Source organism: Moraxella macacae 0408225 (assembly GCF_000320365.1).
Taxonomy (GTDB): Bacteria; Pseudomonadota; Gammaproteobacteria; order Pseudomonadales; family Moraxellaceae; genus Faucicola; species Faucicola macacae.
Genome location: NZ_ANIN01000001.1, coordinates 627,157 through 641,341 on the forward strand (window position 1 = coordinate 627,157; position 14,185 = coordinate 641,341).

The 14,185-nt window shown below is 40.4% G+C and carries 9 protein-coding genes; all 9 read left to right on the forward strand.

Annotated elements, in window-relative coordinates; all coding sequences use genetic code 11:
• The first annotated feature begins 10 nt into the window (after positions 1–10).
• The 9 genes from MOMA_RS02820 (at position 11) to MOMA_RS02860 (ending at position 14,171) form a co-directional block, all read left to right on the forward strand.
• Positions 11–721, forward strand: coding sequence for a succinate dehydrogenase iron-sulfur subunit (locus tag MOMA_RS02820; RefSeq protein ID WP_009767105.1), 711 nt, complete (start codon positions 11–13; stop codon positions 719–721).
• 349 nt (positions 722–1,070) lie between these two features.
• Positions 1,071–3,965: a 2-oxoglutarate dehydrogenase E1 component gene (locus MOMA_RS02825; RefSeq protein WP_009767106.1), complete on the forward strand. Its 2,895-nt coding sequence runs from the start codon at positions 1,071–1,073 to the stop codon at positions 3,963–3,965.
• Positions 3,966–4,222: 257 nt separating this feature from the next.
• Positions 4,223–5,455 carry a 2-oxoglutarate dehydrogenase complex dihydrolipoyllysine-residue succinyltransferase gene (odhB, locus tag MOMA_RS02830; protein ID WP_009767107.1) on the forward strand — a complete coding sequence of 411 codons (1,233 nt, stop codon included), beginning with the start codon at positions 4,223–4,225 and terminating at the stop codon, positions 5,453–5,455.
• A gap of 125 nt (positions 5,456–5,580) precedes the next feature.
• Complete coding sequence (gene lpdA, locus MOMA_RS02835) at positions 5,581–7,029, forward strand: dihydrolipoyl dehydrogenase (protein ID WP_009767108.1); 1,449 nt, start codon at positions 5,581–5,583, stop codon at positions 7,027–7,029.
• Positions 7,030–7,152: 123 nt separating this feature from the next.
• Positions 7,153–8,292: a UDP-N-acetylglucosamine 2-epimerase gene (neuC, locus tag MOMA_RS02840; protein ID WP_009767109.1), complete on the forward strand. Its 1,140-nt coding sequence runs from the start codon at positions 7,153–7,155 to the stop codon at positions 8,290–8,292.
• The gene (locus MOMA_RS02845; RefSeq protein WP_009767110.1) at positions 8,273–8,992 is read left to right on the forward strand and encodes an acylneuraminate cytidylyltransferase family protein; all 720 of its coding nucleotides are present in this window, start codon (positions 8,273–8,275) and stop codon (positions 8,990–8,992) included. The genes neuC and MOMA_RS02845 overlap by 20 nt, the downstream gene beginning before the upstream one ends.
• Before the next feature lie 31 nt (positions 8,993–9,023).
• Positions 9,024–10,073, forward strand: coding sequence for an N-acetylneuraminate synthase family protein (locus MOMA_RS02850; RefSeq protein ID WP_009767111.1), 1,050 nt, complete (start codon positions 9,024–9,026; stop codon positions 10,071–10,073).
• A gap of 291 nt (positions 10,074–10,364) precedes the next feature.
• Positions 10,365–12,002 carry a hypothetical protein gene (locus MOMA_RS09530; protein WP_009767112.1) on the forward strand — a complete coding sequence of 546 codons (1,638 nt, stop codon included), beginning with the start codon at positions 10,365–10,367 and terminating at the stop codon, positions 12,000–12,002.
• 96 nt (positions 12,003–12,098) lie between these two features.
• Positions 12,099–14,171: a glycosyltransferase family 2 protein gene (locus tag MOMA_RS02860; RefSeq protein WP_009767113.1), complete on the forward strand. Its 2,073-nt coding sequence runs from the start codon at positions 12,099–12,101 to the stop codon at positions 14,169–14,171.
• Positions 14,172–14,185: the final 14 nt, after the last annotated feature.

Consider the following 14,185-nt stretch of genomic DNA (forward strand, 5'->3'; position numbering starts at 1 on the left):
GTTTAGTAATATGAGCCGAGGCAAACGTATTATTGAGATTTTCCGCTACGACCCTGATAAGGACGCAGCACCAAGAATGCAAACTTACGAAATTGATCTGTTGGATTCAGATCGTATGTTGTTAGATGTGTTGGTTCGTTTAAAAAAAATGGACGAAACTTTAAGTTTTCGCCGTTCATGCCGTGAGGGTATTTGTGGTTCAGATGGTATGAATATTAACGGTAAAAATGGTTTATCGTGTTTGATTAACATGAACACCTTGCCACAAAAAATCACCTTGCGTCCGCTACCGGGGTTGCCTGTTATCCGTGATTTGGTGGTGGATATGAATCAGTTTTATGCCCAATATGAAAAAGTACACCCATACTTGATTAACGATCAACCTGCACCACCAACCGAGCGGTTACAGTCGCCTGAAGATCGTGAAAAATTAAATGGCCTATACGAATGCATTTTGTGTGCGTGCTGTTCAACCTCTTGCCCTTCATTTTGGTGGAATCCTGACAAATTCTTAGGGCCATCAGCGTTGTTACACAGCTACCGTTTTATTATTGACAGCCGTGATACCAATGTGGCACAGCGTTTAGCAGATTTGGACGATCCGTTTAGCTTATTTCGTTGTCGCGGAATTATGAACTGCGTGAACGTATGTCCAAAAGGCCTAAATCCAACCAAAGCAATTGGCCATATCCGCGGTATGTTGTTAAACCGTGCCGGCTAATTGCTAATTGCTGATTGTTAATTACTAATTGTTAATTTAAATCAATGCAATGGTTTGGCAATTGATCCAATTGCGTGATGAATTGTTGCTATTTTAAGCACTTGACTGTTTTTTCAGTTGGGTGCTTTTGCATTTTTAATACAAAGTTTTAATATTAAAAATCAGCCATTTTGTTGTTAGAAATGTTATAATACATTCATTTTATGATTTTTAGTGTTTTTTACAAAAATTTTACTAAAAATTGTTGATAAACATGCACCAAAATTATGCACGCGATGGAATGGGTAATATGTGTGTTTTGTATTACCGATTGTAAAGTTTAAATAAACAGAAAATAAAGAGTACGATAATGACTACCCAGAATTTTAATATTGCACATCGGTTTACCGAATTGTCTGCGGATAATGCGGTTTATCTTGAATCGTTGTACGAAGATTATTTACAAGACCCAACCAGTATTGACGAAAAATATGCCGCTTATTTTGAGCAGTTTGCCAAAGAAGATGATAAAAATTCATTGCATCATGCAATTCAAGATCAGTTTTTGTTGTTGGCACGCAATACCACATCTGCCAAAGTTTCATCAAATACAAGTTCATCAAATACAAACGCATCAGGTGTTTGTAGTCCAACTGAATTGGCACGGTATAGCCAAAACCAAATGGGCGTACAAAAACTGATTACCAGTTATCGCCGGCGCGGACATCGTCATGCCAAACTGGATCCGTTAGGATTGATGGCACGCCCACAAGCCGAAGAGCTTACCATTGCTTATCATGGCTTAAGCGAGGCGGATTTGGATACCGTTTATCCAACCAGTGATTTTAACATTGGCAAAGACAAAGCGACCTTGCGTGAGATCATTGAAATTTTACAGCGTGTGTATTGTGGCAGTGTGGGGGCGGAGTATATGCACGTTACCACAGCAAAAGAAAAAGAATGGATTGAGAAATATCTTGAGCAAAATCATGGCTTTATCAAATTTGACAACGAAAAACGCAAATCAATTTTGGAGCGATTAACAGCAGCTGAAGGGCTGGAAAAATACCTTGCTCGTAAATACACAGGGGTGAAACGTTTTGGACTTGAGGGCGGTGAGAGTTTTATTCCGATGGTGCATGAAATCATACAACGTGCAGGTCAAAACGGTACGCAAGAAATGGTCATTGGTATGGCACACCGTGGGCGTTTGAATTTGTTGGTGAATATTTTGGGTAAAAATCCAAAGGATTTGTTTGATGAATTTGATGGTAAAAAACAACCAACCGTAGGTTCTGGTGATGTTAAGTATCACAATGGTTTTAGTTCCAATGTCATGACTCCAGGCGGCGAGGCACATTTGGCATTGGCATTTAACCCATCACACCTTGAAATTGTCTCGCCGGTGTTAATCGGTTCGGTAAGAGCCAGACAAGTGCGTCGCAATGACACAACAGGTAATGAAGTATTGCCAATCGTTGTGCATGGTGATGCTGCGTTTGCAGGGCAAGGCGTTAACCAAGAAACCTTCCAAATGTCGCAAACGCGTGCGTATGCCACAGGAGGGACGTTACACATTGTGATTAACAACCAAGTTGGTTTTACCACAAGCCGTATTGAAGATGCACGTTCCACTGAATATTGTACCGATGTGGCAAAAATGGTGCACGCACCGATTTTTCATGTCAATGGTGATGATCCTGAGGCGGTGGTATTTATTGCCAAACTTGCTCATGATTATCGCAAAGAATTTCACAAAGATATCGTGATTGACATGTACTGCTATCGTCGTAACGGTCATAACGAAGCGGACGAACCATCAGCCACACAGCCGCTTATGTATTCAGTGATTAAAAAATTGCCAACCACGCGTGAAATTTACGCACAAAAATTGGTCAATGAAAATGTTATTAGCAATGAAGATGCAGTGGGCTATGATAATGCTTATCGTGATTCATTGGATAAAGGCGACTATGTTGCCAGTGCGTTGGTTCACGAACCGAACAAAGAGCTGTTTGTGGATTGGACACCGTATTTGGGTCATGATTTAGAAGATGATTGGGATACGACGGTTGATATTGAAACATTAAAAACCTACGGTAAACGCATGGCAGTATTGCCTGAGGGTTATGAATTGCAGCGTCAAGTTGCCAAAGTGGTAGAGCAGCGCCTGGCTATGCAAACAGGTCAAGAGCCACTTAACTGGGGAGCAGCAGAAACCTTAGCTTATGCAACACTGGTAGAAGAAGGCTATCCTGTGCGTATCACTGGTGAAGATGTGGGGCGCGGTACATTCTCGCACCGTCATTCAGAACTTTATAACATCAAAGATGGCAGTATGTACATTCCATTGGCAAATTTGAGTGAAAATCAAGCGCGTTTTGATACGTTTAACTCATTATTGTCAGAAGAGGCGGTGTTGGCGTTTGAATATGGTTACTCAACAACAACTCCAAATGCACTGGTGATTTGGGAAGCTCAATTTGGTGATTTTGCCAACGGTGCTCAAGTGGTCATTGATCAATTTATCTCAAGCGGTGAAACCAAATGGCAACGCTTATCTGGCTTAACCATGCTATTGCCACATGGTTATGAAGGGCAAGGTCCAGAACACTCATCAGCTCGTTTAGAGCGTTATTTACAGCTGTGTGCTGAAGATAACATGCAGGTGATGACTCCTACCACGCCTGCACAGATTTTTCACGCCTTACGCCGTCAAGTAAAACGCCCTGCACGTAAACCTTTGATCATCATGTCGCCAAAATCATTGCTTCGTCATAAATTGGCAACCTCAACTTTAGAAGAATTGGCAACAGGCAAATTTGAAACCGTTATTAGCGAAATTGATAATTTGGACAACAGTCAAGTAAGCCGTTTGGTATTTTGTGGTGGCAAGGTTTATTATGACTTGCTTGAAAAACGCCGTGAATTGGATTTACACAATGTGGCGATTGTGCGTATTGAACAGCTTTATCCATTGCCAGAGGCTCGAATTTTAGCAGAAGTGGCAAAATACCAAAACTTAGAAGAAATTGTTTGGGCACAAGAAGAACCCTTGAATCAAGGTGCGTGGTATTATTTAGCACCACATATGTTCCGTTTGATCGCCCCACCAAAATCAAGCGGCATGCCACGTCCAACAAAAGCCATGTTGTTGCCAGCGGTTGCACGCCCTTCATCAGCAGCACCGGCTGCAGGATCCATGCAAATGCACACCGCTCAACAAAAAGCGGTAATTCATGGTGCGTTAGGCATTGATGAGTAAGTCTTAGTGTTAAAAAAATAATTGGGCAAACCGTCCAATTATTTAAATTTATTTAAATATTATTAATTGTATTGTTGGTTAATTGTATTGTTAATTGTATTATAATCGTGTTAAAGTTTTTGGTGTTATCATGTAAATAATCGTTTAAGTGATTTTTTAGTATTTTTAATATTTTTTGTAATGTTTTTTGAAAAATTGCTTAAACTTCATTTTAAAAAATTTTTAAGTTAAAAATTGCCGATAGATAGGAGTTTCCCATGGCAGAAATTAAAGCCCCTGTATTTCCAGAGTCCGTTGCTGATGGTACGATTGTAGAATGGCATTTTGCCGAAGGTGATGCCGTTACTCGCGATGCGATTTTGGCAGAAATTGAAACCGACAAAGTGGTTTTAGAAGTGATTGCACCTGCTGATGGTGTGTTAAGCAAAATCGTTAAAAATGTTGACGATACCGTATTGTCAGCAGAGGTGATTGCTGAATTTAGCGAGGGCGCGACCGCTGAAGCAAAACCACAAACTGAAGAATCACAAACTGAAGAATTAAGCAAAGCAGAAGCGGACAAAGGCACAACCGTAAACCCAGCATCGGTTGCAGCCCCTGTACAAGCCAAAGGATCAGAACAAGCCTACAAAGATCAAAGTCCGGCGGTGCGTAAAGCGGCTAACGAAACTGGCGTAAACCCTGCAGAAGTTCAAGGATCAGGGCGTGGCGGACGTGTTACCAAAGCAGATATGACCAATCCAACTTTCAAAACCGACAGTGGCAGCACCATTGCAACGGCGGTTGGCGAACGTGCTGAAAAACGCGTACCCATGACTCGCTTGCGTGCAAGAGTGGCCGAACGTTTATTGGCCGCAACCCAAGAAACCGCGATGCTTACCACATTTAATGAAGTGAACATGAAACCGATTATGGAGTTGCGTTCGGAGTTTAAAGATCGTTTTGAAAAACGTCACGGGGTAAAATTGGGCTTTATGTCAATTTTTGTTAAAGCGGCAACCGAAGCCTTAAAGCGTTTTCCGGCTGTGAACGCATCAATTGACGGTAAAGACATTGTGTATCATGGTTATTATGATGTGGGGGTTGCTGTGTCTAGCGACCGTGGTTTGGTTGTGCCTGTATTGCGTGATACTGACCAGATGAGTATGGCGGACATTGAACGCAGCATTGGTGATATGGCAAGCAAGGCTCGCGAGGGCAAATTGGCGATTGAAGATATGACAGGCGGTACATTTACCATTACCAATGGTGGTGTGTTTGGTTCGCTTATGTCAACACCGATCATCAACCCGCCACAAACGGCAATTTTGGGTATGCACGCAACCAAAGAGCGTCCAATGGCAGTCAATGGCAATGTGGTTATCCTGCCTATGATGTATCTTGCATTGTCATACGATCACCGTTTGATTGACGGTAAAGAAGCGGTGCAGTTCTTAGTAACAATTAAAGAATTGGTAGAAAATCCAGCGATGTTGTTGCTTGATTTATAATTTTAATTACAATATAAAATAAAAAATATTGAGCTTGGTAAAAATATTGCGTGATTCTTTAAAACCCAAAACAACGTAATATTGTTACAATATTTCAAATTTCAAAACACTTCAAGGAAAAAACTATGAAACAGTCTTATGATTTGATCGTGATTGGTGGTGGGCCAGGTGGTTATGAAGCTGCTATTCGTGCAGCTCAGCTTGGTTTTAATACCGCTTGTATTGAAAAACGCGTTCACAAAGGCGAACCTGCTCTTGGTGGTACTTGCTTAAATGTTGGCTGTATTCCATCGAAAGCCTTGCTTGAAAGCTCGCACCGTTACGAAGCGGCCAAACACGATTTGGCGGAACACGGCATCACAACTGGCGATGTAACCATTGACATTGCCAAAATGTTGGAGCGTAAAGATGGCATTGTCAAAGGTTTAACTGCTGGTGTGGCAGGTTTGTTAAAAGGCAATGGCGTGGATTGGCTACAAGGTATGGGCAAATTGCTTGATGGTAAATCAAGCGAAAAACAAGTAGAATTTGCACCGCTTGATGGCAGTGAAACAACCGTTATCACAGCAAAATATGTGATTTTAGCCGCAGGTTCGGTACCGGTTGACATTCCTGTTGCTAAAGTAGACAATGAGTTTATTGTTGATTCTACAGGGGCGCTTGAGTTTGGCGAAATACCAAAACGCCTAGGGGTGATTGGTGCAGGCGTCATTGGTCTTGAGTTGGGATCGGTATGGCGTCGTCTTGGTGCAGAGGTTGTTGTGTATGAAGCCTTGCCTCAATTTTTGGCATCTGCGGATAAAGCGGTAAGCAAAGAAGCAGAAAAACTACTGAAAAAACAAGGGCTTGATATTCGTGTTGATACCAAAGTAACCAGTGCTGAAGTTAAAGACGGTCAAGTTGTGGTTACAACCGATGTCAAAGGCGAGGCGAAAACCGAAACGTTTGATAAACTGATTGTGTGTGTGGGGCGTCGTGCCTATAAAGAAGGTTTGTTGGGTGAAAATTCTGGTGTTGAGTTAACCGATCGTGGTTTGGTTGCAGTTGATGATCAATGCAAAACCAATTTAGAGGGCGTGTATGCAATTGGTGATTTGGTACGCGGACCAATGCTTGCACACAAAGCAATGGAAGAGGGCGTAATGGCGGTTGAACGCATTCACGGCGAAAAAGTGCAAGTGAACTATGACACCATCATCAGCGTGATTTATACTCACCCTGAAATTGCGTGGGTTGGATTGACTGAAGAACAAGCAAAAGAAAAAGGCCATGAGGTGAAAACTGGACAATTTAGCTTAGCGGCCAATGGGCGTGCTTTGGCAGCAGGCGAGGGACAAGGTTTTATTAAAGTGGTTGCTGATGCCAAAACCGATCGTTTGTTAGGCATGCACGTTGTGGCAGCAGGGGCTGGTGAAATTGTACATCAAGGCATGATAGCGATGGAATTTGTGTCAAGCATTGAAGATCTACAACTGATGACATTTGCTCACCCAACGGTATCAGAAGCGGTGCATGAAGCGGTGTTGTCCGCAGATGGACGAGCCATTCACGCCATTCAACGTAAGAAAAAATAAGCAAAATTATTGTTTATAAAAACACATCGTTTATAAAAACACATCGTTTATAAAAATGCATTGAGTTTTGACAAAACATCTCTATAATTATAGGGGTGTTTTTTATTTTTGTTAAACAGTTGTATGAAAAAAATCCTTTTTATCACAGGCACGCGAGCAGATTTTGGCAAAATCAAAAGTCTGATGAATTATGTTGAGGGTTCGCAGAATTTCACATTGCACGTTTTGGTAACAGGGATGCACATGATGCCCTTGTACGGAGCGACTTTTCACGAGGTGAAACGCCAGCATTACCAAAACACGTATTTCATTGCCAATCAGCATATGAACGAGCCGATGGACTCGGTGCTTGGCAATACAATTGGTATTGTTGCCAAACTTGTCAATGCGATACAGCCTGATATGCTTGTGGTGCATGGCGATCGCGTGGAAGCGTTGGCAGGGGCTATGGTTGGAGCATTAAATCATATTCGCGTTTGTCATATTGAAGGCGGTGAATTGTCTGGCACGATTGATGATTCCATTCGGCATGCGATTAGTAAAATGTCGCACATTCACATGGTTGCGAATGAAGATGCCAAACAGCGCCTGATCCAACTTGGTGAAAATAAGCTGCATATTTTTATCATTGGATCGCCTGATTTGGACGTGATGATCTCTAAACAATTGCCGACTTTTACTCAAGTAAAGCAGCATTACAACCTGCCTTTTGACGAATATGCCATTGCTATGTTTCACCCTGTAACCAGTGAAGAAGCTTGTATTGGCGATTATGCACAAAATTTGTTTTTGGCACTGGAAAAATCAGGAAAAAATTACATTGTGGTTTATCCCAATAATGACTCGGGCAGTTTGCAGATTTTAGATGTGATTAAAAACCATCAAAAAAACAAGCGGTTTAAAATTTACCCATCTGTTCGGTTTGAATTTTTTTTGACCTTGTTAAAAAACGCCAAATTTATCATAGGCAATTCCAGTGCAGGTGTGCGCGAAGCCCCTTTTTATGGCCTGCCAAGTATCAACATTGGCACGCGCCAACATGTGCGTTTTCGTGGCAAATCGGTGATTGATTGTGGTTATGATGAAAGCGATATTTTGCAAGCAATTGATAAAATTGACACTTTGCATTTGGAACAATCGACTTATTTTGGCAAGGGCAACAGCACGCAATTGTTTGAAAAATTTATCAATAGCGATGAATTGTGGCAAATTCCTGTACAAAAAGTGTTTGTGGATTTAAAAAATGACAACCAAAACCATTAAAACCCAAAGGCTAAATTATGTTGCAATTATCCCTGCTCGTGGTGGCTCTAAAGGCATTAAAGATAAAAATTTGCAAATGGTGGGCGGGGTGTCATTGGTTGCTCGTGCGATTGTAGAGGCTCAAAAAGTTAAGCAAATTCAAAAAATTATCGTGTCTACCGACAGCCAAAAAATTGCCGATGAAGCGATAAAATACGGAGCAAGTGTGCATTTTCGCAGTGAAAAAACTGCAAGCGACACGGCTAAAACCATTGATGTGATAAATGAGATGTTGGATTTTTTACCAATTTTGGAGAGTGTGTGCGTTTTGCTACAGCCAACCAGTCCACTGCGCAATGCGTGTCATATTATCGCCTCGATAAACGCATTTGAGCAAAACAACGCCCAAGGATCGGTGGTAACGGTTACTCCAAGCGAACATCACCCTTATAAAATGATGGTGTTAAATGAAGTGGGCGGTTTTGATCCTGTGCGTGAATTGGCGGATTTACAAATGCCACGCCAAGCCTTGCCAAAAGCCTATCGCGTGAATGGTGCGGTGTATGTCAAAAAAATAGCGGATTTGGTGAGCGAGCAGACTTTTTTTGGCAATCCACAAGCGGTGATAGAAATGGATACGCAGTCTTCCATTGATATTGACACATTGGCGGATTTACAACTGGCAAATGCGTTGATCAAAAACCTTGACAAAGAAAATTGATAAAAAATTAATAAATACTTAAGGAATTGTTATGAGTTTTGTAAAACCAAGTTTTAAAATTGGCGATCGTATGGTAGGTTACGATTATGAACCGCTGGTAATTGCTGAAATTGGCATTAACCATGAAGGATCGCTTGCTGTTGCCAAGCAAATGGTGGACGAGGCATGCCGTGCTGGTGCAGAAATCATCAAGCACCAAACTCATATTGTAGCAGATGAGATGTCAGATGAGGCAAAATCAGTCATTCCGGGCAATGCCGATGTGTCAATTTATGAAATTATGGCGCGCTGTGCCTTAAATGAAGCCGATGAAATTGCACTAAAACAATATGTTGAGTCAAAAGGCATGATGTTTATTAGCACGCCGTTTTCGCGCGAGGCGGCGTATCGTTTGGAGCGTATGGGTGTGTTGGCGTATAAGATCGGATCAGGTGAGTGCAACAACTATCCGCTGATTAAATTGGTGGCGTCATTTGGCAAGCCGATGATTGTTTCTACTGGCATGAACAGCATTGACAGTGTCAAAAAATCCGTACAAATTATGGAGACAGCAGGCGTACCCTATGCACTGCTGCATTGTACCAATGTGTATCCGACGCCTCCTGAGCTTGTGCGTTTGGGTGCAATTGGTGAATTACAAGCACACTTTCCAAATGCTGTGGTGGGCTTGTCTGATCATTGTGTGGATAATTATGTGTGTATGGGTGCGGTTGCTGTAGGAGCGAGTATTTTGGAGCGGCATTTTACCGACAATTTTAAACGCCCAGGGCCTGATATTAACTGTTCCATGGACGGCGATGGTATGGCCGATCTTATCAAAGCCAGTCATCAAATTGCCAAAGCCCGTGGCGGTAAAAAAGGTGCAGTGCAAGCAGAAAAAGTAACCAGTGATTTTGCTTTTGCCTCGGTGGTGGCTTATAAAGACATCAAAGCAGGCGAGGTATTGACCGAAGAAAATCTGTGGGTGCGCCGCCCCGGTACTGGGGATTTTTTGGCGGATAAATACGACGAACTTTTGGGGATTGTTGCAAAAGTCGATATTAAAAAAGGCAGTCAGTTAAAACATTTTCACCTAACATAAATTGTACTTTAAAAAAATCAATAAAAAATTTCAATGCAAAAAATTTGTTAAATTGAATAATTTTTGTTATACTCACATTCCATATTTAACGCCTTATATTGCACAGTTAAGTTAAAACCAAGCTGTATTAAGTGCTTTTAATTAGTGTTTTTAATCAATCTAAACTTAACTGGCTAATTTATTGGCGACCCATCTAACAGGACTCCCTTATCGCTGTCGTAGCTTTCTCGTTTTTAAAAAAACGGGGGGGGGTAGTCCAACTTGCCTGCAATTAAATGAGAATTTATCACTATGAGTGTCATTATCCAAACGGGCCATCAATCATCGTATTCGCGACATTTTATGCAAATGCTTTATGAACGTGGCTTGTCCGAACCAATGAAATCCCACACCCATCATCTTTCAGCACACGAAATCACCGAGACTTTAGCAAAAGTTTATAGCAACAAAGGTTCTTTATTAAATACCAAAATGGTAGATAACTTGGTTGTTGATTTGTTGTTGTCCAATATTGACAATGAAAACTGGGGTTGGGTTGATGAAAATAATTTGTATACCTTGCACTATTGGCAAGAAGCCGATCCAAACATTCGTTTTATTTTGGTGTTTGACTCGCCGGTTTTGGCATTAAAAAACTTATTGGTGGAGAATTTAGACGCTAAGATATTAGACGAAGCATTAAAACAGTGGATCGACTATCATCAAACAATGTTGGATTTTTTTGAAAAAAGTCCAAATAATTGTTTGTTGATCGAAGGCAAAGCAGCGGTTGACAACTTGATGCATGTTAAAGAGCATATCCAAGCAATTGCAACCGATCTAAAACTAAAAAGTAATTGGCAAGTCAATGCGATTGGCACGGAAATAAAACCGGTAGAAACGCCGGTGCTTGATGTTGTGATTGATGAAATTTTAAGTGCGTATCCTGAATGTTTTGAGTTATACAAAAAACTGTTAAACAAAGCAACGATCGCGATTAAGCAAGATTTGGTGGTAACCAAAGAGAAAAAACTAGCCAACTTGATTAATTCTTTTAACGCATTAAAGAAAAATGATTTGTTTTTGCAACAAACAGAAAAAATGTTGGTTGGGTTAAAGCACGAAAATCAACAGCTTTCTGAAAAGTTAACCAAAACAACCTTGCTTATCGAACATGCCAAATCCAACGACAAGCAAGCAGAAAAAGAAAACCAACTGCTTTTAAATCAGCTCCATAAAGCACAAGAACAGGTTGAGCAGTATTATCTTGAAAACAAAAAATCAAGCGATCATTTGTCTCAAGAAAAGAAAAAAGCCGACGAATTGGTTAAAAAATCTGATGAGTTGTCAAAGAAATCTGACGAATTGGTTAAAAAAGTTACTGAGCTTGAAAAAGCCAAAAAACAAGCCGATGAAGAGTTGGTGAAAGAACGCGAAAAATTGGCACAAGCTCAAAACAATCTTGATAAAAGCAAACTTGATAAAAACAACGGCGATAACAGCTCCATAACAGAAAACGATCTGATGATTAAGCAGCTTCATAAAGTACAAGAAGAGCTTGAAAAATATTATCTGGAAAACCAACGCCTAAAACAAGGCAAACCGGCCGAACCCAAACCTGTATATTATGGGGCGGCCAATCGGGTAAAAGAAGATCTGCCTTATAGACTGGGTGCAACGATGGTAAGCCACTCAAAATCCGCCAAAGATTTGGCAATTTTGCCTTTAGCCTTGGCAAAAGAATATCGCTCATTCCAAAAAAATGAAAAAAACCATAAAGATTTGCCGCCGTTAGAGGCATACCAAGACGCCCAAGAAGCCGAAAAAGTAAAAAGACATTTGTCTTATAGACTGGGTAAAACCTTGGTTGACAGTTTAAAATCACCAAAAGATGTGGTGGATTTGCCCATGAAACTGGGTAAGGAGTTGGTTTTGTTTAAAGGAAAATAAAGCCTTATAAAACAAAAAACAATTCAAAACAGCGATTAAAAAATCGACATTAAAAAAGTGAAACCAAAACCGTAAAGTGTAAATGAGACAGATGTTATGAATATAAAAGAAGCCAATCAGTTGTACAATAATGGTGAGTATGCAAAAGCACTCAATATGTATCTTGAACTTAAGAAAATATTTGGTGATTTGGTTGAGCCTAATATTTTATTGTGTCAAAAAAAACTAAACCTTAATGCCAATAATAATACTGTTGCTACTGCCAACAGTGCAATAATAGACAAATTTAAAGACAAAAAACTTGATTCTACCACAAGAATTTTGGTGGACAATCAACAAAAAAGTCTAAACACTCAAGACAGAGAAAAGTTGTTGGAGGATATTGCCAAGTTTAAAAAAATTAAATCTGCCAATGCTGAAGAAAAACCGGTTAACCCAGTACCAAAAGAATTTCCAAAAGACATGGTTTTGTCTAAATTGCCAGAATCAACCAATGATTTTGTTTGGCTAAAGCAGCATCATTATAAACAAAGAACTCATGACAATGTCGGTTTGAGTGTGGTTATTCCTACTTTTAACCGCTCTAAAATCTTATCCGTTACACTGGTTTCGTTGGTGAATCAAGAAACTGCTTATCCGTTTGAGGTGATTGTTGCTGATGATGGCAGTTCAGAGGATATCTCTAAAATCGTAAGAGAATTTGAGCAACAACTTGATATTAAATATGTCCGACAAAAAGATTACGGTTACCAATTATGTGCAGTCAGAAACCTTGGTGTAAGAACCGCTAAATATGATTTCGTTGCAATTTTGGATTGTGATATGGCGGCCAATCCAACATGGGTTAATTCGTATTTAGATGCGTTGGTTGAGTGTGATGATGTGGCGTATATTGGCCCAAGAAAATACATTGACACCAATGATCTTGAGCTTAGTCAAGTGGTTAAAGACAAGCATATTTTTGAAAAATTACCCCCAGTTAAAAGCGACAGTATCAGTACAGATTCCAGTGATAATTTTTCCAAAGATTGGCGTTTGAAGCATTTTGCTGATACCCAAAATTTAAGAATGTGCGATTCACCGTTTCGCTATTTTAGCGGTGGTAATGTTGCGTTTGCCAAAAAATGGATGACAAAAGCTGGCAGTTTTGATGAAGAATTTACCCACTGGGGCGGTGAGGATAATGAATTTGGTTATCGACTGTATAGAGCAGGGTGTTTTTTTCAAGCATTGGACGGTGCGATGGCGTATCACCAAGAACCACCTGGCAAAGAAAATGAGACCGATCGCTCCGCAGGGCAAATTATTGCCAGACAAATTATTGGACAAAAAATTCCGTATTTTTATCGTAAGTTAGAGCCTATCGAAACTGCAATGATGAAAACAATTCCGTTGGTTTCTATTTATGTGCCTGCTTACAATTGCCAAGATACCATTATTCGGTGCGTTGACAGTGCGTTAAATCAGACAGTTAATGATTTGGAAGTGTGTATCTGTGATGATGGTTCAACCGATGACACATTAAAACTAATCAAAGAGACTTACGGCGGCCACCCCAGAGTAAGATTTGTTTCGCAAACCAATGGCGGTATTGCCAAAGCATCAAACACAGCGGTGAAGTTATGTCGCGGTTATTATATCGGTCAACTTGATTCTGATGACTATTTAGAACCTGATGCGGTTGAGTTGTGCTTAAAAGAGTTTTTTGCCAATAGAAACTTAGCTTGTGTTTATACCACCAACAGAAATGTCGATGCTGATGGTAAGTTGATTGCCAATGGCTATAATTGGCCAGTGTTTTCGCGAGAAAAAGCGATAACCGCCATGATTTTTCACCATTTTAGAATGTTTACCGCCAGAGCGTGGAATTTAACCACAGGGTTTGACGAAAGCCTACAAAATTCCATTGATTATGACATGTTCTTAAAACTAAGTGAAGTTGGTGAATTTAAACATCTGAACAAGATATGTTACAACCGTACCTTGCATGGCGAAAATACTTCGGTGAAAAAACTTGGATTACAAAAACAAAATCATTTTAGAGCGGTAAATTTGGCATTGCAGCGCATGAAGATTGACGATTATACCTACACGCCAACAGAAGATAGCGATGCAAGCAGAAAGTTTGTTTTTGCAAAAAACGATCAAGAAAGTCATGACAAAGTTTAACGACAAAAATTTAA